General features: G+C 70.6%; 18 protein-coding genes. 6 read left to right on the forward strand and 12 right to left on the reverse strand.

Annotation, left to right across the window (positions count from 1 at the left end; translation table 11 throughout):
* Nucleotides 1–366, forward strand: coding sequence for a hypothetical protein (locus tag ACWD26_RS01400; RefSeq protein ID WP_319336395.1), 366 nt, complete (start codon nt 1–3; stop codon nt 364–366).
* Nucleotides 367–378: 12 nt separating this feature from the next.
* Here ACWD26_RS01400 and ACWD26_RS01405 read toward each other — a convergent pair whose 3' ends face one another.
* The 12 genes from ACWD26_RS01405 to ACWD26_RS01460 all read right to left on the reverse strand — a co-directional run bounded on the left by ACWD26_RS01405 (nt 379) and on the right by ACWD26_RS01460 (nt 12,357).
* Nucleotides 379–1,386: an amidohydrolase family protein gene (locus tag ACWD26_RS01405; protein ID WP_451264961.1), complete on the reverse strand. Its 1,008-nt coding sequence runs from the start codon at nt 1,384–1,386 to the stop codon at nt 379–381.
* The gene (locus ACWD26_RS01410) at nt 1,379–2,278 is read right to left on the reverse strand and encodes an SDR family NAD(P)-dependent oxidoreductase (protein ID WP_451264963.1); all 900 of its coding nucleotides are present in this window, start codon (nt 2,276–2,278) and stop codon (nt 1,379–1,381) included. Before ACWD26_RS01410 ends, ACWD26_RS01405 begins: the two co-directional genes overlap by 8 nt.
* 67 nt (nt 2,279–2,345) lie before the next feature.
* The gene (locus tag ACWD26_RS01415; protein ID WP_451264965.1) at nt 2,346–3,257 is read right to left on the reverse strand and encodes an SDR family NAD(P)-dependent oxidoreductase; all 912 of its coding nucleotides are present in this window, start codon (nt 3,255–3,257) and stop codon (nt 2,346–2,348) included.
* Nucleotides 3,254–4,378, reverse strand: a complete 1,125-nt coding sequence (locus tag ACWD26_RS01420; protein WP_451264967.1) for an acyl-CoA dehydrogenase family protein — start codon at nt 4,376–4,378, stop codon at nt 3,254–3,256. The genes ACWD26_RS01415 and ACWD26_RS01420 overlap by 4 nt, the downstream gene beginning before the upstream one ends.
* 1 nt (nt 4,379) lies before the next feature.
* Nucleotides 4,380–5,585: an acyl-CoA dehydrogenase family protein gene (locus ACWD26_RS01425; protein WP_451264969.1), complete on the reverse strand. Its 1,206-nt coding sequence runs from the start codon at nt 5,583–5,585 to the stop codon at nt 4,380–4,382.
* A 1-nt stretch (nt 5,586) separates the two neighbouring features.
* Nucleotides 5,587–7,020: an FAD-dependent oxidoreductase gene (locus tag ACWD26_RS01430; protein ID WP_451264971.1), complete on the reverse strand. Its 1,434-nt coding sequence runs from the start codon at nt 7,018–7,020 to the stop codon at nt 5,587–5,589.
* Nucleotides 7,017–8,195, reverse strand: coding sequence for a lipid-transfer protein (locus ACWD26_RS01435; protein ID WP_451264973.1), 1,179 nt, complete (start codon nt 8,193–8,195; stop codon nt 7,017–7,019). Before ACWD26_RS01435 ends, ACWD26_RS01430 begins: the two co-directional genes overlap by 4 nt.
* Complete coding sequence (locus ACWD26_RS01440; RefSeq protein ID WP_319336379.1) at nt 8,192–8,593, reverse strand: hotdog family protein; 402 nt, start codon at nt 8,591–8,593, stop codon at nt 8,192–8,194. The genes ACWD26_RS01435 and ACWD26_RS01440 overlap by 4 nt, the downstream gene beginning before the upstream one ends.
* Nucleotides 8,590–9,027, reverse strand: coding sequence for a Zn-ribbon domain-containing OB-fold protein (locus ACWD26_RS01445; RefSeq protein ID WP_451264975.1), 438 nt, complete (start codon nt 9,025–9,027; stop codon nt 8,590–8,592). The genes ACWD26_RS01440 and ACWD26_RS01445 overlap by 4 nt, the downstream gene beginning before the upstream one ends.
* The gene (locus ACWD26_RS01450) at nt 9,024–9,650 is read right to left on the reverse strand and encodes an FAS1-like dehydratase domain-containing protein (RefSeq protein WP_451264977.1); all 627 of its coding nucleotides are present in this window, start codon (nt 9,648–9,650) and stop codon (nt 9,024–9,026) included. The genes ACWD26_RS01445 and ACWD26_RS01450 overlap by 4 nt, the downstream gene beginning before the upstream one ends.
* 120 nt (nt 9,651–9,770) lie before the next feature.
* A complete protein-coding gene (locus tag ACWD26_RS01455; RefSeq protein WP_451264979.1) occupies nt 9,771–11,126 on the reverse strand; it encodes an amidohydrolase family protein in 1,356 nt (451 codons plus the stop codon).
* A 235-nt stretch (nt 11,127–11,361) separates the two neighbouring features.
* Entirely contained in the window at nt 11,362–12,357 is a 996-nt protein-coding gene (locus ACWD26_RS01460; RefSeq protein WP_451264981.1) for an enoyl-CoA hydratase/isomerase family protein, read from the reverse strand.
* A gap of 192 nt (nt 12,358–12,549) precedes the next feature.
* Here ACWD26_RS01460 and ACWD26_RS01465 point away from each other — a divergent pair, with 192 nt between their 5' ends.
* The 5 genes from ACWD26_RS01465 to ACWD26_RS01485 are packed head-to-tail and all read left to right on the forward strand — an operon-like array spanning nt 12,550 to nt 19,442.
* Complete coding sequence (locus ACWD26_RS01465) at nt 12,550–13,734, forward strand: acyl-CoA dehydrogenase family protein (protein ID WP_451264983.1); 1,185 nt, start codon at nt 12,550–12,552, stop codon at nt 13,732–13,734.
* Between the two features lie 51 nt (nt 13,735–13,785).
* Nucleotides 13,786–14,898: an acyl-CoA dehydrogenase family protein gene (locus ACWD26_RS01470; RefSeq protein ID WP_451264985.1), complete on the forward strand. Its 1,113-nt coding sequence runs from the start codon at nt 13,786–13,788 to the stop codon at nt 14,896–14,898.
* A gap of 1 nt (nt 14,899) precedes the next feature.
* Entirely contained in the window at nt 14,900–17,185 is a 2,286-nt protein-coding gene (locus tag ACWD26_RS01475; protein ID WP_451264987.1) for a CoA transferase, read from the forward strand.
* Nucleotides 17,185–18,318 (forward strand): CaiB/BaiF CoA transferase family protein, encoded by a 1,134-nt coding sequence (locus ACWD26_RS01480; RefSeq protein ID WP_451264989.1) that lies wholly within the window; start codon nt 17,185–17,187, stop codon nt 18,316–18,318. Before ACWD26_RS01475 ends, ACWD26_RS01480 begins: the two co-directional genes overlap by 1 nt.
* Entirely contained in the window at nt 18,315–19,442 is a 1,128-nt protein-coding gene (locus ACWD26_RS01485; RefSeq protein WP_451264991.1) for an FAS1-like dehydratase domain-containing protein, read from the forward strand. Before ACWD26_RS01480 ends, ACWD26_RS01485 begins: the two co-directional genes overlap by 4 nt.
* Nucleotides 19,443–19,454 lie beyond the last annotated feature (12 nt).

Consider the following 19,454-nt stretch of genomic DNA (forward strand, 5'->3'; position numbering starts at 1 on the left):
ATGCTCACCGAGCAGCGCCGCACCGAGTTCCACGAAGCCGTCGCGAACCACAAGTTGCGCACGGGTGCCGCCAAGTCCGATCGACCGCTGCTGATCACCGGCGCCGTCCTGATGGTCGTCGGAGTGCTCGGGGCCTTCGTCCAGTACAACGTGTCGCTCTCGCAGAGCGACCTGCGGGATATCGCGTCCACGCAGGTCCTCACGTTCGCGATGCTGGCGCTGGCGGTGGCAGGGGCCGGGCTCTATGTCGCCGCGGCGATCGCCCGGCTTCTGCGACTGTGGCTGCTGCGGCAGGTCCTGGAGAACCGCTCGCACATCGACCGGATCACAGCCGCGCTGCACACCGCGGAGCCAGAGCGCGACTGAGGGACTGTCCGGTCACGACAGTACGGGGTCGTGGCCGGTCAGGCGCTTGAAGTTGCCGGCGGCGAGCCCGATGCGCTCGTCATCGGTGAGCGGGAGCGTCTTGAGCACCTCGACCGACTTCCAGACCTGAGTGAAGCGAGGATCCACGTGGTCGGGCGCGGCCACGTGGCCGGGCCTTGGGTTGAGGACGTCGCTGAACACGTAGTTGCTGCCGAACATCGCCCGCTCGATGCCGAGTTGGCGCAGATGCTTGACCACGTCCTCCGGGCTGACGCTGCCGTCGTACACCTCGCTGAGCCGCAGCGAGGTGTCCGTGTGGACGTTGTCGTATTGCCGCGCCAGTTCCAGTACCTCCTGGTCCAGTGGCCCGCCGAGCACACGGTCGTGCCCGAAGTGAGCGAAGACGAGCGTGAGTTCGGGGAAGGCGGCCAGTGCTTTGTCGAAGCCGGCCGGACGGCAGGCCGGGTGGTGGCCGCCGGTCTCGGTGAGAACCGGGTAGTCATGGGCGACGCAGAACTCGTAGAGCGGGTAGTACGCCGGATCGGAGCCGGGGACGCCGATATCGCCCGGTGACAGCTTCACTCCGAGCGCCCCCTTGGCGTGCTGCCGCTCAGCCTCCGCGGCGGCTGCCTCGGCTCCCATCACGACCGGGTTGACGCCGGCGAAGTAGGTCACATCGGGGTGCTCGGCGCTCACCGCGGCCGCCCAGTCGTTGTTGTCCGTGATGCGCCGGGAGATCCGCTTCCGCAACTCCTGTTCACCGCGTGTCCGTTCGCTCTCGTCGTCCGGGAGCGTGTACTGGCCGTGGCGGTGGTAGCGACCGCTCCAGGTCAGCATCAGCGCGTTCATGGAGCTGATGCCGCAGGCGGCCATGAGTTCATGGAACTCCTCCAGCGTGCCCAGGTTCGTCGCGCCGGGCTTCACCAGGTGCGGTCCCAGGAAGTAGTCACGCATCTCCCGGCCGTGGGCCTCGTCGCGCTGCAGGTGGCAGTGCATGTCGATGATCTCGAGCTCAGTCATCGCCTTCCTCCGTGTGCGGGGTGCGTACGGTGCCGACGTAGTCCCTGATGGCCTCGGGTGCGGTGCCGCCGCCGAAGGCCGGCCGGGCGGTCGTGTGGAGGATGCCGCCGTCCGAGATCACGGAGTTCCCAGTCATGTAGGAGGACAGGTCCGAGGCGAGGAACAGGGCGACACCCGCGGTCTGCCCAGGCTCGCCGAGGTCGCCCAGCGGCGTGGCCGCCGCCGATTTCGTGAAGAACTCGCGGACGGAGGCGGGCGCCTCGGGGTTGTTCATGTGCGCCCGGGTGCCGACGGTCCAGTGAGTGCCGGGGATCAGGCAGTTGACGCGAATGCCGTACGGGGCGAGCTCCAGGGCTGCGGTCTTGGTGAAGTGGATGACACCGGCGTTCGCGGCGCCGTACGCCGCAAGATTCGGCGCTCCGGTGACGCCGCTGGTGGAACCGACGTTGACGATCGTGCCGCGCAGGCCCGCCCGCACCATCGCGATCGCCTCGGCCTGTACGGACAGGAACGTCGAGTCGAGATTCAGCGCCAGCGGCCGGTGGAAGTCGTCGAGTGTGAGGTCCAGGAAGGGCTTGTTCACCCCGGCCGTGCCGCCGACGACGTTGACCGCGACAGAGATCGGGCCGAGTGCCGCGGTCGCCTGCTCCACCATGGCCACAGGGGTCGTCGGCTCCGTGATGTCGGCGGGGATCGCAACGGCCTTGCGGCCCTTGGCGGTCACCTCCGTCACGGTGCGCGCGGCCGCGGCGGGGTCGCGATCGACCACCGCGACATCGCAGCCCGCGTCCGCGAGCAGGAGTGCGGTGGCGCGGGCGATGCCGTTGCCGGCGCCGGTGACCAGGGCGGTCCGGTCCGCGAGCCCCAGCAGGTCCGAGAGCGTGGCGGTCACGGAATCACCGTCCGTTCGTCGGGGCCCGGAGGGGGGCTCACCGTCCGCACCAGGGAGGCGGGTTGGGTCACGCGCGTGTCTCCTTCAGCGAATCCGGGACCGGCGGGGCCGGGTTGAACACCAGGTGGTCCGGCAGGATGCCTGCCGGGTCGATGTCGTCGGGCTGCCAGCCCGGTACGAGCGCGGATCCGTCGAGCGTGCGCACCGGCCGGCCGAACTCCTTGAGCAGGCCGAGGCTGAAGGCGACCCGCCCGGTGACCTTGGCAGGGTCGGCGGTGCACAGCAGCAACGCGGCCTCGGCCATGGCCTCTTCGGGCTCCGAGGGCCAGCCGGGCACGGCCTTGCCGGCGTGGCCGGTCGCCACCCCGCGGTTCGGCGCGAGCGTGTTGACGGCGATCCGGTCGTCGTGCAGCTCCATCGCCGCGCCGGTGGTGATCCGGTCGATCGCCGCCTTGGTCGCGCCGTACAGCACGGCTCCACCCAGCGGATGCCAGTCGTACGGTGGGCCGACGCGCGGGCCCGCGAGCCGCGAGGAGAGATTGACGATCCAGCCCGCGCCCGCCCCTCGCATCCCGGGGATCACGGCCTTCATCAGATCCCACGTGTTCCAGACGTTGGTCTCCACCGAGTCGTAGAAGAATGCGCGCGGCATCTCGGCGAACGGTGTCTCGTAGCGGCGGGCGGCGGCCGCGTTGTTGACGAGGACGTCGACTCGCGCACCGAACGCGTCTTCGATGTCGGCGACCAGCGCCGCGCGGTCGATGTCCGGTCGGCCGAGGTCGGCGACGAAGGCCTTCGCGGTGCCGCCCTGGTCGTTGATGAGTGCGACGGTCTCCTCGAGTGACCCGGCGAGCGTGCCGTCGCCGGGCCTGAGGGTGCGCGATACGGCGGCCACGGCCATGCCGTCGGAAGCCAGTCGGCGGGCGATGGCGCGGCCGATGCCGCGGCTGGCCCCGGTGACGAGGGCGAGATGACTCATGCGGGTGCTCCGATCGCGGGGGCGCGGTCCAGCAGGTCGCCCAGCTCGGCTTCGACCGCACCGGCGCTGCCGAGCGAGAAGGCGATCTGACGGCCCCACAGGAAATAGCGGTGAATGGGGTAGTCGACGTCCGCACCGATGCCGCCGTGCAGGTGCTGGGTGGCGTGGACCGCGCGCAGACCGCCCGTGGCAGCCCACCACTTGGCGACGAGCGAGGCCGCGCGGGCCGCGTCCTCCTCGTCGCGGTCGGCGTGCCAGGCGGCCCTGCAGGTGGTCAGCCGGATCCGCTCGGTGTCGAGGTGGGCGTCGGCCGCGCGCAGGGCGACGGCCTGGTTGGTCGACAGGGGACGGCCGAACTGGGTGCGCTGCGAGGTGTACGCGGCGGTGATCGTCACAGCTTCCTCGCACACTCCGGTCGCGAGTGCGGCGAGCGCGATCCGCGCACGGGTCCGGACCCGGTCGACGACTGTGCCGCCGTCGGCGGGCATCAAGTCGGCTGGGTCGAGACGGACGCCGTCGAATGCCACGCTCGCGTTGCTCTCCCAGTTGGTCGCGGCGTACGGGCGGACGGTGATTCCCGCCCGGTCTGCCGGCACCACGGCGACCCGTGTGCCGTCGGGTGTGGTGAGCGGCACGACATAGGCGACCGCGATCGGTGCGGCCGGGACCGAGGCGAGTACGCCCGACACGACCAGGCGGTCGCCGTCGCGCATCGCGCTGAGTGTGGGGCGGTGTTCCAGGTCGAGGTCGAACGAGCCGGTGACCACTGCAGCCCCGGCGAGCAGGTCCGGCAGCCACCGCGCCTTCTGCTCGGTGCTGCCCGACTCCGCGAGGGGGAGTGCGGCCTGTGTCACCGCGCTCCACAGAGGCACGGGCGCCACCCGTCGGCCCTGCTGTTCGAGCACTGCGACCAGGCCGAGCAGCCCGAGTCCGGCCCCGCCGGCGCTCTCCGGCAGCGTGAGCCCGATCAGGTCGGCCTCACCGAGGGTGCGCCACAAGGCGTCGTCGAACCCGCCCTGGCTTTCCACCTCGCGAAGCCGGTGCGGCTGCGCGAGGTCGGTGAAGATCCGGGCGGACAGCGCGGAGACTTCCTGGAGCTCGGGCCCGAGAGTGAAGTCCATGTCAGCCCTGACCCTTTCGTGGCTCCGCCTTGCGCCGGGAGGCGAGGGTCATGCCGAGGCTCTGCGTCGCGACGAGCTCGCGCATCACCTCGTTGGTGCCGCCGCCGAACGTGTTGTTCTGGGAACGACGCGCCAGTGCCTCCACACGGCCCGCGATCGCTGCGGCCGGGGAGCCGGGACGGACCAGGCCAGCGGCGCCGAGCACTTCCTGGAGCAGGCCGTACGCCGCCACCACCGACTCGGTGCCGACCACCTTCGCAGCGCTGGAGTCGCCCCCCGTCAGCGTGTTGGCGGCGATGTCGGCGACGAGCCGCAGATTGACCAGATCCGACGCGCTGAGGAGCGCGTACACCTGCGCGAGCCGCGACTTGACCCAGGGGACGTCGTACACCGTCCCACCCCCGAGCCGGGTGGACCTTGCCCAGGCGAGAGTCTCGTCGAAGAGCTCGTTGGCGATGCCCCCGCGTGCGGCCAGCGCCACGCGCTCGTGGTTGAGCTGATCGGTGATCAGGCGCCAGCCGCCGTTGAGTTCGCCCACCAGGTTGCTCGTCGGCACCCGTACGCCTTCGTAGTACGTCGCTGTCGTGCTGTGCCCGCCGACGGTGGTGATGGGCGTGACCGAGAAGCCGGGCGTCCGGGTGGGCATGGTGATGATCGAAATGCCACGATGACGCGGAGCGTCCGGGTCGGTGCGGCAGGCGAGCCAGATCCAGTCGGCGAACATCGCGCCACTGGTGAAGACTTTGCTCCCGTCGATCACGAACTCGTCCCCGTCCACACGGGCCTGGGTACGCAGTGACGCGAGGTCGGTGCCGGCGTCCGGTTCGGTGTAGCCGATCGCGAAGTTCAGCTCTCCGGCGAGGATCTTCGGCAGGAAGTACGCCTTCTGCTCCTCGGTGCCGTGCTTCATCAGCGTCGGCGCCACCGTGTTGAGCGTGACCAGCGACAGCGGAGCATCCGCGCGGACGGCCTCGTCGTAGAAGACGAACAGAGCCTCCGGGTCGGCGCCTCGCCCGCCGTACTCCTCGGGCCAGCCGAGCCCCAGCCAGCCGTCCTTGCCCATCCGGCGCAGGATGCGGTCGAAGACGGGGCCGCCCTCGTCCTGACGGTGCAGTTCCTCGCGGTCCTCGGGGCTGATGATCTCGGCGAAGTAGGCACGCAGCCGCGACCGCAGGGCTTTCGACTCGGGGGACAGGTCCGGGTACACATCAGTCCCTTCGTACGGCGCTGAGGCCCGCGAGCCGTCCGAAGAGCGAGCCGTCGCCGAGTGAGAGTCCGCTGCAGTAGCCGGAGGCGGCGACGCCCGAGGAGGTGCGTCCGGCCGCGTACAGGCCGGGCACAGGTTCGGCGGCGGCGTCGAGCACTTCGCCGGTGGGCAGGGTGTCCAGGCCGCCGAGCGTGAAGACGGCGTTGGGGAAGCGCCGAGGCCGCAGGTCGAACGCGGCGAGCGGGCCGGTGAGGGGGGTCAGCCACTGTGGGCGCTTGTGGAACAGCGGGTCGTCGCCGCGGGCGGCGTGCTCGTTGTAGTAGGCCAGCGTGGCGGACAGCGAACCGGGCGGCAGGCCGATCTCGGAGGCCAGCTCATCGGCGGTCTCGGCCACCGCGGTCGCCGGCACGCGGAAGGCGTCCGGGTCGTAGTGTTCCTCGTCGACCACGAGGAACACCGCCTCCTCGTTTCGAGCGGCCTGTCCGACCCGGCCCATGTACGTGTCCTCGTTGATGAAGCGGCGGCCGAGGGAGTTGACGAGGATGCCGGAGAGATTGCCCCGGGCCATGTTGAAGGGCAGCGCCCATTCCAGGCTGTCCATGCGCTTCACTCTCGCCCCGACGGCCTGTGCCATGCGGATGCCGTGCCCGTCGTCGCCGTCGGTGCCCAGCCGGGTCCGTGTCCGCAGGGCCGCGGGGGCGTGGGCGCGGAGCAGGTCGTCGTCGAAGGCGAAGCCGCCCGCGGTCAGTACCACGCCTCCGCGCGCACGGAACGCCAGCTGTTCGCCGTAGCGGCGGGCGACAACGCCGCACACCCGGCCGTCCTCGACGATCAGCCGTTCCGCGCGGACGTCGTACATCGGCTTCGCTCCGGCTTCGACGACTGCGTCGCTCAGGGCCGCCATCAGGGCGGAACCGCCGGGGCGTGCACCCTGGGTGACGTGGGCACGCTGGGCGGGCGCGGCGATGTCGTCGAACGGCCAGGCGTTCTCCCCGCCGGTGAACATCAGGCCCTCGCCGTCGGCCGCCGAAGGCCCGGCGCTGTTCGGGTTGACCTTGCCGAGGAACCGGACACCACGGGCGAGCAGCCAGTCGTGGTGCTCCACGCTGCGCTCGACGTACAGGTCGATCTTGGCCGCGTCGGGCGCCGGCCCACACGCAGCGAGGAGGAACGTCCGCATCGCCTCAGGTGTGTCGATGACTCCAGCTGCGAGCTGCGTCGATGTGCCGCCGCCGAGGTAGACCATCCCGTCCGACAGCGCGGACGCGCCCCCCGGACCTCCCGACCGTTCCAGCACCAGCACAGAAGCCCCGGCCGCTGCCGCCTCGTAGGCGGCGCAGGCACCCGCGACCCCGAAGCCGACCACCACGACGTCGGCCTCCGCAGCCCATTCGGTCACCGCCCGGGTTTCGACCGGGCGCACGCCGGCGCTCACCGGTCCACGCTCAGGACGAGGCCGCTGTGCGGCACGGGTGAGCCTCCGGTGACGAGCACGTTGTTGATCTCCTTCGACGGCTGGTTGACCGAGGTGCCGCGGATGAGGCGGACGCCTTCGGCGATGCCGTTGACGCCGTGGATGTAGGCCTCTCCGAGCTGGCCGCCGTGGGTGTTGACCGGCAGTTGGCCGTCGCGTTCGAGGCTGCCCGCCGCGATGAAGTCCTTCGCCTCGCCGCGCTTGCAGAATCCGTACTCTTCCAACTGCAGCAACAGCATCGGGGTGAACGCGTCGTAGAGGATCGCGGCATCGATCCCGTCCGGGCCGAGCCCGGCCTGCCGCCACAACTGCGCCGCCACCAGCTCCACTTCGGGCATCTCGTCGATGTCCTCGCGGTAGTAGCTGCTCATCGAGATCTGCTGCGGGCCCACGCCTTGCGCGGCGCCGGTGATGACGGCGGGCGGATTCGGCAGGTCGCGGGCGCGCTCGGCGCTGACGATCACCAGCGCCTGGCCGCCGTCGGACTCCTGGCAGCAGTCCAGCAGGCGGAGAGGATCGGCGATCATCCGGGACTCCTGGTGGTCATCGAGGGTGATCGGCCGGCCGTAGTACCAGGCGCGCGGGTTGGTCGCCGCGTACGCGCGCGACAGCACCGACACGGCGCCGAAGTCGGCACTCGTCGCGCCGTAGCGGTGCATGTAGCGGCGCGCCAGGAGCGCCTCCTGGGCGGCCGGGGTCAGCAGGCCGTACGGGGTGATCCAGTTGCGGTATTCCTGGTCGGTGTTGTGCGCGTACGCGAAGGGAGGCGGGCCCGAGCCGAAGCGGTGACCGGAGCGCTCGTTGAAGGCCCGGTAGACCACGACCACGTCCGCCACGCCGGAGGCGACGGCCAGCGCCGCCTGCTGCAGCGGTGCGCACGCGCCGCCCCCGCCGTGCGGGATGCGGCTGAAGAACCGCAGCTCGGGGATGCCGAGCGCACGGGCCACGGCGATCTCCGGGTTGGTCTCCATGGTGAACAGCGCGAAGCCGTCGACCTCCTCGACGTCGATCAGCGCATCGTCCAGCGCGGCGAGCACGCACTCGCACGCGAGCTGCCACTCGCTGCGGCCGGAGTCCTTGGAGAACTCCGTCGCGCCGATTCCGGCGATCGCCGCCCTGCCCGAGAGCCCGTTCATGCGCCCACCTCCGAGACCGTGACGCGGGCGGTGACATGCACGCCGCGGGCGTTGCTTCCGGTCACCGCGATGGTCGTCTCCCGCTCGGTGCGCTCGACGACCTCACCGGCCAACTGCATCGTGTCTCCGGGGAAGTTGGGGATGCCCAGGCGCAGCTTGACGGAGGTGATGCGCCCGGTCGGGCCGGTCCAGTCGGTGATGTAGCGGTCGATGTGGCCGTTGGTGGTGTTGATGCTCATGAAGATGTCCGGTGTGCCGCGCTCCTGGGCCTTGCCCGGGTCGTGGTGCACGTCCTCGAAGTCCTGGGATGCGAGTGCTCCGGCGACGATGGCGGTCCGGTCGAGGGCGATGGCCAGTTCAGGGAGGCGGGTGCCGACGGTGTGGAGGGGCAGGCTCATGCGGGCTCCTGTCGGGGGCGCAGCCGCGGCAGGACCGCCCCGTGCGCATGTTCGGCGAAGACGACCTCCATCGGCATGCCGATACGCAGGTTGGCCAGGTCCGTGTCGGAGATGTCGGCCACCAGCCGGGTGCCTTCCTCCAGGTCGGCCAGGCCGACAGCCAGGGGATAGGTGAAGGCGGCGTCCTGCGGACGGTGGACGACGGTGTAACTGTGCAGCGTCGCGCGGCGCGTGGATTCGACGGTGTCCCAGTCGAACGACCGGCAGGCCGGACAGGCGGGGCCCGGGGGGTGCCGGAGTGTGCCGCAGTCGGCGCAGCGCTGGATCAGCAGGCGGCCCTGCCGCGCTCCCTCGAACCAGAACGCGTTGTCCTGGGTGACGATCAGAGGCGGGACCGAAGTCCGGGGCGGTGGCTCGGACTTGGACGCGCTCATGAGGGAACCTCCGATGCGGCGGCCTGCTGGTCCACCTGCTTGTCCCGCTCCTCGGCGTCGGCGCCCCCTCGCCGATCCCGCGCCTTGGTCATCGGGCGGAAGCGCAGGAGCCGGAACTCCTCCTCCGCCACCGTCTCGTCGTGCTCATCGGTGTACCTCTTGTGGAGCGTCACGAAGTGACCCTCGCCGAGCGCGGTCCGCTTGAGCGGAGACACCGCCGCGATCGTGTAGTAACAGGTCACGCGATCGCCTGGGTGCAGCTCGCAGAGGTAGCGCTGGTCGATGTCGGTTGCGACGACGGACGTGAAGCCGGCCTGGTCGAGGAGGTTCATCAGCCGCGAGTACGCGAAGTCCTCCTCCTTGCCCGCCGCCCGCGTCGCCTGCACTTCCCGCCAGCGCCGGTAGCCGTTCATCACCCAGGTCGAGAGCATGGCGGGCGGGCAGATGATGTCGGGCCTCCCGGCGGCCCGCGCCGCCTCCCGGTCGACGTAGACGGGATTGGCGTCCTCGAGCGCCTCCACCCAGTTGCGGATCATCGCCTCGTTGACGGCATAGCGCGCCACACGTGGCGGTTCGGCCTCGACGCCGACGAACGCGTCGAGCGCGGGCTGCTGCGCCTGCACGGTGGTGGATCTCCTTCGTCTTCGAAGAGCCGGATGCAGTTCGGGCGACTGCAGTCTGATCCGGACGGAGCGACGGACAAGCCGCGTTCCCACTGAGTGGAAGAGCCGCCATGCCAGCCGTCAGGTAGGGCATCCGGCCGTCATCGTGAGCCTGACCGGATTCGCGGGCGCGGCCGCGAGTGCCTCCCTCAGGGGCACATGGAGCAGGCACAGGTCCGCACGCGTCCCCGGGCAGACCCGTCGAACGGCCCCGCCGGGGTCCTCGGCCGAGGAGAGATACCCGGCCAGCACCCTGGCGCGGCCGACCCGCTCGGCCGGGCCGAGTACGCTGCCACCGACCGTGATCCGGTCGGCGGCAGCGATGGTGCGCCAGGGGTCACAGGACGCGTGCGGGCCGTCGCTCGACGGAGCTACGCGCAGCCCGCTGTCGAGCAGCGAACGGTACGGGTAGAGGTACGGCAGCTCCCCGGGCTCCACCGTCGCCAGATAGTCGTCGCCACGCTCGTACACGAAACCCGGCTGGGTGACGACCGCGACGCCGAGCCGGGCCATGTCGGCCGCGACGCCCGGGAGTACGACGGACGCGTGCTCGATCCGGTCGCCCGGCAGCGGGCCGACGGCCCGCAGTGCGGCGACGGTGAGCAGCAGGGACTCGGCGGTGACGCAGTGGACTGCAACTGCACGGCCACCGCGGTGGTTCGCGGCTATCAGCTCGGTCAGTTCGCCGAGCGGAGGCAAGTCGTGGTCCCGCAGGTGCAGCTTGTATGGGCCGGAGCGCACACCGGGCGGCAGCGGCAGGCCATCTGGGACGCCGAGCAGCAGGAGGTGCTGCGGCAGCGGGGCGGCGGCGATGAGTGCGCCTGCCTCCGCATCGAGGTCCGGGGTGGCGTCGGTGATGCCCGTGATGCCGTACGAGAGCAGGGTGCGGCCGACGGGCGCGAGATCGGGTGTGCTGTGGGGCAGCGCGGGCCGCAGTCTGGTGTCGTAGCGCCACAGTCGGCCCGTGGGGCGGCCGCCGGCATCGCGCTCAACATCGGGGGAGTGGTCCAGGACGTGGTCGACGAGAGCCAGCGCAGGGGAGTTCAGCATCCACAGGGCCCCGCTGCGGTGCTGGACACGAACTGGCCTGTCGGGCACCCACGCGTCGAGTACCTCCCGGTCGAGGCGGCCCGTCGTGCGCTCGTGGTAGCCGACGGCGCGCACCCAGGTGCCGGGGGCCGAGCGCAGCGCGGCGGCCAGCCCGCCGGGGTCGCCCGCATGGACACCGCAGTCGACGGAGGACGCGGCGGCCGCCATCGCGAGGAGATGCAGATGGTGATCGTGCAGCCCGGGCAGCAGGGCGCCGCCGTGCCCCTCGACCACCTCTGCGCCGGGGGCGGGCGTGACATCACCGACCGCCACGACGGTCGCATCACGTACATGGACGTCGACCATCTGGCCGTCGACCTCCACGTCACGGAACACCGTGTCGGGCACGGGCGTTCCTCCATCCTCCACCTGAACGGTCCCCTTAGGGGTCCTTTCACTATGCCCGTCCGGGTTGCGTGGTCTGGCACCGCACCTCGCCGCGTTGCCGAAAAGCCCTAGTAGCTCCTCCCCCACTCTCGACTCCGCTCGAGCGGGGGCACCCCCATCGAGGGCTCTCCGGCGCCTTGCGATGCACGGCACCAGACCACGCGACCTGATCGGACGCTCATAGTGAAAGGACCCCTTACTCAGCACGCGCGTCCACCAGCCCCCAGTCCAGCGCCGTCGCCGCATCGATGGCGCGCCCGGTCAACGCGAGATACGCCGTCCGCCACCGCCCGATCCTGCGCGTGACGCCAACCGTGCCCCCGGCTCCCGGGATCAGGCCCATCTTCAATTCGGGCAGCCGGAAGTACGCATCGTCCGCCGCCGTCACGCGGGGTGCGAAGGACGGTACTTCGACGCCCGCCCCGATGCAGGCGCCGTGCACCTCGAAGCGGATTCGGTCGCCGAGAGCGGCGACATGACGTGCGGCGGACCGGTGCAGCCTGAGGTAGTGGGCGGTCGCGATGTCCGGCGCCGTGCCGAACTCGTCCAGGTCGCCACCGCTGCAGAACGACGGACCTGCGCCGCTCACCACAACGTGCTCCACAGTTGGGTCGAGGAGCGCCAACTCCAGCCCTTCGAGCAGCCCGTCGCGCACGGCGTGGCCGAACGCGTTGTGCCGCTCGGGCCTGTTGAGAGTAATCCGTAGCGTGCCGTCGCCCCGGTCGAGGAGCACCGGTTCCGTACAGGGCGCCACGAGGCGCGGCTTCGAGCGCGAGCGCCAGGCCGCGAACTCCGGGGCGCCGAGCAGCATCGAGTAGGAGAGGGACTCGATGAGCAGTCCTTCGGCGACCGATGACTTGGCCGTCGCTCGGAGTGTGCCATCCAGTGTGAGCGCGGCGTACGGAGCGCCGGCGACCGTGGCGCGGACGGCGTCGAGATCCGTAGCCGTCCCCGCGCAGTAGGGGGCGAGTCCTCCGCCGAGGGTGACCGTGAGCTGCTCGACGACCGGCACCGCGTCGGGTGGGAGCGGCGCAGTGGCAACGCCCACGAGCAGCGGAGCAGGAACCGCGCGAGGCGGGAGCAAGGGATCGTCCCAGTCCATGCCGTCGAGCGGAACGACATGAAGCGGCGCCACCGGGGCGCCGGCTTCGGTGATTTCCAGGCGGCCGCTCATCAGGAATTTGCTTGTCATCAAGCCATTAGTTCTCCCATATCTGCGCTGCCGATAGGTCTCCTGCGAGCTCGGAAGCGGCTCTCTGTCCCACACAGTAAGACCTGATCCCCTGAGGGGAAAGTGCTCCGCAATGCTTGAGTAATCGCACGTAATGCTGGTTGCCTGGAAGCGCGCCAACGGCGTCCGGGGAAGCTGCTCAGAGGAGAGCACATGCACTTGGCGGAGACAGCGGCGCAGTTGGAGATGAGGGCGCGGTTGCGCGCCTACTTCGCCGAGTTGATGACACCCGAGGTGCGCGAGGAACTGCGCGACGGTCACTATGCGCCGAGTGCCACGGCCGTGTACCGGCGGGTGATCCGCAGGCTGGGGGAGGACGGCTGGCTGGGTGTCGGCTGGCCGAAGGAGCTGGGCGGCCAGGGCTTCACCATGGTCGAGCAGGCGATCTTCAACGACGAGGCGGCCAGGGCGAACGTGCCGGTCCCGCTGCTCACCATCAACAGCATCGGTCCCGCCATCGCGGCCCATGGCACACCCGAGCAGCGCGAGACGCTGGTCCGGGGCATTCTGCGCGGCGAAGTCCACTTCGCCGTCGGCTACTCGGAACCGGAGGCCGGCACCGATCTGGCGTCGCTGCGCACGCGCGCCGTGCGAGACGGCGACGAGTACGTGATCAACGGCCAGAAGCTCTGGACCGGAGTGATGGAGGCCGCGGACTACCTGTGGCTCGCCGTGCGCACCGACCCCGAAGCGCCCAAGCACCGCGGCATCTCCATCCTGGTTGTGCCACGGCATGCCCCGGGTGTCTCCTCGACCCGGCTGCGGACCCTCGGCGACCACTCCGTCGCGGCGGTCGGTCTCGACAACGTCCGGGTGCCGGTGGAGAACTGCATCGGCGGGGAGAACAACGGCTGGGCAATGATCACCGGTCAGCTCAACACCGAACGCGTCGCCGTGGTGGCCACGGCGCCCTTCGAGCAGATTCTCGCGAGTGTGCGGGAGTGGGCCGCCGAGACCAAGGCGCCTGATGGCTCGTATGTCCTGGACGACCCTTCGGTGCGCCAGGCACTCGCCCGGCTCCACGCCCGCATCGAGTTCCAGCGGCTGCTCAACGCCAAGCTCGCCACCGCCGCGGACACCGGCCGACTGGATCCCGCCGAGGTGTCGGCCGCCAAGGTGTTCGGCTCCGAACTGGCGGGCCACGCGCGTCATCTGTTGCACGAGGTGGTCGGTCTCGATTCCGGACTAGACGCCGACTCTCCCGGTGCGGTCGGGGACGGCCGCTTCGCCAAGATCGCGGGGTCCTCCAACGTCATGACGTTCATCGGTGGTGCGAACGAGATCCAGCGCGACTTGATCGCCCAGCTCGGCCTCGGCCTGCCGCGCGCAAAGCGCTGATCCTCGCCCGGAATCGCCGAACCGCCACCCGGACACCCAGGAGTCGACACAGTGGATTACAGCTACGACGAGCAGGAACAGGACGTGGCCGGCCTCGCCGCGGCGATCATCGGCGGCCTCGCCACCCCGCAGCGGCTCACCGAGGTGGAGGCTCAGGACGAGCCGTTCGACCGACAGCTGTGGGCCGAGCTCGCGAAGGCGGGTCTGCTCGGCATCGCGATCCCCGAAGCACAGGGCGGCAGCGACGCCGGGTTCGTCGAGCAGTGCCTCGTGATCAAGGCCGCGGCACAGTCGGCGGCGCCCCTCTTCCTGGTTGAGTCCGCGGTCGCCGCAGCCCTTCCTGTCAGCCGGTTCGGCACCGACGAACAGCACAAGCGGCTCCTCGCGCCCTATGCGGCGGGGGACTCGGTGCTCACCTCGGCACCGCCCACGGCATCGTTCTCGTCGCCCGGCTTCCATGCCCGTCTCGACGGCCGCACCTGGCGGGTCGACGGCGCGATGTCGCACATCCCGCTCGCCTCGGCCGCCAACCGCATACTCGTCCAGGCCGCCGATGACCAGGGGCGCATCGGCCTTCTGCTGGTCGACCCGAACGGGCCGGGCGCCACGCTCACCTCCCACTCGTCCATCGATCGCCGACGGCGCAGCAGGCTGGACCTGGACGGCTACGGCGTCCCTCAGCGGGACGTCGTGGTGGCTCCTGGAGACCTGGCGACCGAGGACGCAGCCCTGATCGACGCCTCGGTGACCGTCGCCCGGTGCATGGCCCAATTAGGCGCGGCAGAGGAGGCGTTGCGGATGACCGCGTCTTACGTCTGCGAGCGCGAGCAGTTCGGCCGTGCCATCGGAACCTTCCAGGCGGTGTCGCACAAGGTCGCCGACGCCTACATCGACGTGGAAGGAGTCCGTCTCACGGCCTGGCGCGCGGCGTGGCTGCTCGCGCGGGGAACCCTCGACAGGGATGCGGTGGCGGTCGCCGCCTGGTGGGCGGCCACCGCCCCCGACCGCGTCACAGAGACCGCGATGCAGCTGCACGGGGGCCTCGGCATCGACCTGGACTACCCGCTGCACCGCTACTACCTGGCCGCGCGCCAGGGCGGACTCGCGCTCGGCGGTCCGGCCCGCACCTTGTCCGGCCTCGGTGACCTCGTGGCGGTGGTGTGACGTGAGTGAATCGCACACCGCGGCTCCGCTGAACGGGCTCCGGGCAGTCGAGTGGTCCACCTCGATCGCCGGCGGCTACGCCGGCCGGCTCCTGCATGACGCGGGCGCCCGTGTCACCAGGGTCGGCGGAGCCGACACCGTGGGGCGCGGCCCCGAATTCGACGCTTACCTGCACTACGGCAAAGAGGCGGCCGTCGGCTCGCTGCAGGACCTGCCCGCGGCCGGTGAGCCCGACATCGTGATCCTTGAACTTCCCGACGCACCCGCCGACGGCCTGCTCGACCGGTTCGGCGACGCGGCCGTCGTCGTCATCACTCCGTGGGGTCTCGACGGCCCGTGGGCCGGACGGGGGCGTCCGTGGAGCGAGTTCACCCTCCAGGTGGAAGCCGGCTCGCTCTGCCTGCGTGGTTCGATGGCCTCGTGCCCGATCATGACCGGCAGTTCGGAGAGTCTGTGGATCGCCGGCACCATGGCGGCCGGCGCCGCGATCACCGCCATCCAGGGAGGGGCGCAGGGGCAGGCGATCGACGTGTCGCTGCTCGAGGTGACGGCGTACGCCACCAACCTGTTCCAGAACATCGCCGCCGCCGTGACCGAACCGCCGACGCGCGACCCCATCCCCCGAGTCCGCCTGACACCGAGCGTCGAGCCGGCCGCCGACGGCTGGATCGGTCTCAACCTCGCCTCGGCGAGCAATCATGAGGACTTCCTGGTCCTCATCGAGCGCCCCGACTGGCTCGACGACGAGCAGATGCGGAGCTTCTACGGACGCTACGCGCGGATGGCCGAGTGGACCGAGGCGGTAAGAGCCTGGACCAGCCGGCACACGGTGCAGGAGTGCGTGGATGCCGCCGCCGCGTTCCGAATCCCTGCGGCGCCGGTCCACAACGGCCGGACGGTCCTCACCGACGAGCAGGTCAAGGCACGCGAGTTCTACGAGCAGCATCCCGAAGGCGACTTCATGGCTCCGAAGCCGCCGTTCCTCTTCAACGGAGTGCGTGCCCGGCGTGCCAAACGCGTCGACGAACCGGCCCGCTCCGCCGGCCGGGCAACGTCGGACGGCCTGCCGTTCGAGGGCCTGCGGGTCCTCGACCTCGGTACCTGGTGGGTCGGCGCCTACGTCGGCTCGGTGCTCGGCGCGTTCGGCGCGGACGTGGTCAAAGTGGAGAGCTGCCGCCGTATCGACGGTTCGCGGACCATGGGCGGCGTGCCCGTGAGCCGCGACCACTGGTGGGAATGCGGGAACTTCCATCTGGGCGCGAACTTCAACAAGCGCAACGTCACCCTGGACTTCACCCGCGCCGAAGGGCGCGAGCTGCTGATGCGGATGATCGAGAACTCCGACGTCCTGCTGGAGAACTTCGCTCCGCGAGTGCTCGAGACCGCCGGACTCGACTGGGACGGTGTACACCGCGTCAACCCCCGGCTGGCGATGCTGCGCATGCCTGCCTTCGGGCTGACCGGCCCGCGCCGCGAGATGGTCGGATACGCCCAGACCGTCGAGCAGTTCTCCGGGCTGTACTGGCGCACCGGTTACGCAGGCGGCGACCCCACCAATCCCCAGGGCCCGGCCGATCCGATGGGCGGCGCGAACGCCTTCTTCGCTCTGTCGGCCGCGCTGCTGCAGCGCCGCGTCACCGGCGAGGGAATGCTGGTCGAGGCCGCACTCGCCGAGGCGGCCCTGACCATCGCGTCCGAGCAGGTGATCCGCTGGACCGCCGACGGTGAGCTCCTCCACCGCACCGGCAATAGGGCAACAGAAGCGCACGTTCAAGGAATGTTCCGGGCGAAAGGCCCGGAGCGTTGGGTGGGCCTTTCCGTCCTGGACGACCGGCAGTGGCACGCACTGGCCGACGTCCTCGGCTGCGACGACTGGCGCACCGATCCGGCCCTTTCCGACCGTGCCGGTCGGCAGGCGGCGGCGGACGAGGTCGAGGCCCGGATCGGCGCCTGGGTCGCGGACCGCGAGGCGGAGGATGTCGTCGGCCTGCTCCTCGCGGCCGGTGTCCCCGCCGCCGTGTCCATCGACAGTCGGTGGGTGCACGAGCACCCCCACCTCGCGGGACGCGGCGCGTACGAGACGGCCGAACTGCCCTATGCCGGCACCGTCCCGTTGCCCACACTCCCGTTCCGCCGCCAGGACCGGCCCGCCTGGCTCACTCGACGCCCGCCGACCCTGGGCGAACACAACCGCGAGGTACTGATCGGTGAACTGGGACTGACCGAGGAGGCGTACGCCGGTCTGGTGGAGCAGGGCGTCGTCGGCACCGCTCCCGAGGGGTTCTGATGGCGGCCGGAAGCGGACCGCTGGCGGGTGTGCGCGTGGTGGAACTCGCCGCACAGGGCCCGGTTCCCTTCGCCTGCATGCTGCTTGGCGACCTCGGCGCAGAGGTTGTGAGCGTCGAGCGGCCCGATGCACCCCGCTATCCCGCAGACGCTCACGCGCGCGGTCGCCACTCAATCGCCGTCAACCTCAAGGAGCCCGACGGTCGCGCACTCGTCCTGGCCCTGACCGAACGGGCCGACGTGCTGATCGAGGGCTTCCGGCCGGGCGTCGCCGAACGCCTCGGTCTCGCCCCCGAGATCTGCCTCGCCCGCAACCCGCGACTCGTCTACGGCCGGATGACCGGCTGGGGGCAGGACGGCCCGCTGCACTCCAGCGCCGGGCACGACATCAACTACCTGGCGTTGTCCGGCGCGCTCGCCGCCATCGGTGAACAGGCGGGTCCTCCGGTCCCACCGCTCAACCTCGTCGCCGACTACGGCGCGGGCGGCATGCTGCTCGCGCTCGGTGTCGCCGCCGCACTGCTTGAGCGGAAGACGTCAGGCGAGGGCCAGGTGGTCGATGCGGCGATGATCGACGGGCTCGCCCTGATGCTGGCGCCGTTCCATGCCATGGCGGCACGCGGCCTCTGGCGGGAGCGAGGCACCAACCTCCTCGACGGAGGCGCCCCGTTCTACCGCACCTACCGCACCTCGGACGGGGGTTGGATCGCGGTCGGGGCGATCGAGCCTCAGTTCTACGCCGAGTTCCTGCGCGTGCTCGGCCTCGACCTGTCCGAGCTCGGAACGCAGCAGGACAAGGCGGCCTGGCCCGCCGCCGCACAGCGGATCGCCGAGATCGTCGCCACCCGGACCCGCGAGGAGTGGACCCGGCTCTTCGACGGCGTCGACGCCTGCGTCCAGCCGGTGCTCGAACTGACCGAAGCAGTGCACCATCCGCACCTGGTCGCACGAGGAATGTCCACCGACGCCACCGACACACCGCAGCCACCGCCGGCGCCCCGGTTCAGCCGCACACCCCTGCCGACGCCCGGCCCCGCACAGAAGCGAGGAGCCGCAACCGACGAACTCCTCCAGGAGCTCGGGCTGACGGACGAGGAGATCACCAAGCTGCGCGTGACGGGAGTGGTCGCATGAACCGGATCACCACCCTGGACGACTTCGAGAAGGCCTTCCGGGAAGGCCTGAACGTCCCCTTGCCGCCGCGGCCCTGGCGTGAGGTCACCGACGAGTGGCTGCGCCGCCACAGCGAGGGGGCCGGCGACTACAACCCTCTCTACCGGGATGCCGAGTACGCCGACAGGGCACGGTTTCACAGCCTCACCGGCTCGCCATCGTTCCTGTTCTCGATCAACTTCGGGGCCAACGCGTCCATCTGGGGTCACATCCCGCACGACGCGGTGGCGATGAGAGACCTGAGCATCCTCTACCTGGGTGCGGACATCGAATGGATACGGCCCGTCTGGCGGGGCGATCGGGTCCGCTCGATCGAGATCCCTGTCGACATCAAGCACCGGGAGATGCCGCAACTGGGCGACGCGCTGGTCTGCTCGGGACGCACCGAGTACTACAACCACCGCGCAGAGCTCGTCGGCCGGATCACCAACCACATGCTGCGCTTCGCCAACCCCGGAGGCGGTGTCGCCTCCTCGACCCCGCGCAGGGACGGCCAGATCGCCCCCGACCCGCTCGTCTGGCAGCGCACCCGCCGCGGCGCGGCCCCTCTCCACTGGGAGGACGTCCGCGAGGGACACCAGCTCCCCGCGCTCCCCAAAGGCACCTACACCTCCACGGAGTTGTACCTCTTCAGCTACGGCACTCTGACCATCGGCCGCTCGGCCAGGGTCGACGAGGGCACCATCGACATGGGGGCAGGCGGCCGCGCCGATCCCGCGTACGCCCGCAAGAACCGGGCACAGGCCACGACCTTCGACTACGGGCCGCAGCGCATCGCCTGGCTGTGTCAGCTGGTGGCCGACTGGATGGGGGACTGGGGCGACCTGCTGACGCTCAGCGCCCAACTCCGTCGGCCCAACCTCATCGGCGACACCAACACGCTGGTCGGCTCCGTCGAGCGGGTCTATCTGCAGCACGGCGAAGGCCGCGTCGACGTGCGCGCCCGCGTGGTCAACCAGGACGGCATCGAGACCGCCATCGCCACCGCCACCGTCCGGCTGCCCCGCCGTGAGCTGGGTGAGCCTCGCGACTCCGGACCGCTCTGGGCTCCGGACACCCCCACCGAACCCACGATCTACGGCTGAGCCGCACCGACG

Source organism: Streptomyces sp. NPDC002787 (assembly GCF_053592095.1).

What these genes read in the sequence shown, in the direction of transcription:
- ACWD26_RS01400 (WP_319336395.1), top strand. Translation starts at nt 1, where the DNA reads ATGCTCACCGAGCAGCGCCGCACCGAGTTCCACGAAGCCGTCGCGAAC.
- ACWD26_RS01405 (WP_451264961.1), bottom strand. Translation starts at nt 1,386, where the DNA reads ATGACTGAGCTCGAGATCATCGACATGCACTGCCACCTGCAGCGCGAC.
- ACWD26_RS01415 (WP_451264965.1), bottom strand. Translation starts at nt 3,257, where the DNA reads ATGAGTCATCTCGCCCTCGTCACCGGGGCCAGCCGCGGCATCGGCCGC.
- ACWD26_RS01420 (WP_451264967.1), bottom strand. Translation starts at nt 4,378, where the DNA reads ATGGACTTCACTCTCGGGCCCGAGCTCCAGGAAGTCTCCGCGCTGTCC.
- ACWD26_RS01435 (WP_451264973.1), bottom strand. Translation starts at nt 8,195, where the DNA reads ATGAACGGGCTCTCGGGCAGGGCGGCGATCGCCGGAATCGGCGCGACG.
- ACWD26_RS01440 (WP_319336379.1), bottom strand. Translation starts at nt 8,593, where the DNA reads ATGAGCCTGCCCCTCCACACCGTCGGCACCCGCCTCCCTGAACTGGCC.
- ACWD26_RS01445 (WP_451264975.1), bottom strand. Translation starts at nt 9,027, where the DNA reads ATGAGCGCGTCCAAGTCCGAGCCACCGCCCCGGACTTCGGTCCCGCCT.
- ACWD26_RS01460 (WP_451264981.1), bottom strand. Translation starts at nt 12,357, where the DNA reads ATGACAAGCAAATTCCTGATGAGCGGCCGCCTGGAAATCACCGAAGCC.
- ACWD26_RS01465 (WP_451264983.1), top strand. Translation starts at nt 12,550, where the DNA reads ATGCACTTGGCGGAGACAGCGGCGCAGTTGGAGATGAGGGCGCGGTTG.
- ACWD26_RS01480 (WP_451264989.1), top strand. Translation starts at nt 17,185, where the DNA reads ATGGCGGCCGGAAGCGGACCGCTGGCGGGTGTGCGCGTGGTGGAACTC.
- ACWD26_RS01485 (WP_451264991.1), top strand. Translation starts at nt 18,315, where the DNA reads ATGAACCGGATCACCACCCTGGACGACTTCGAGAAGGCCTTCCGGGAA.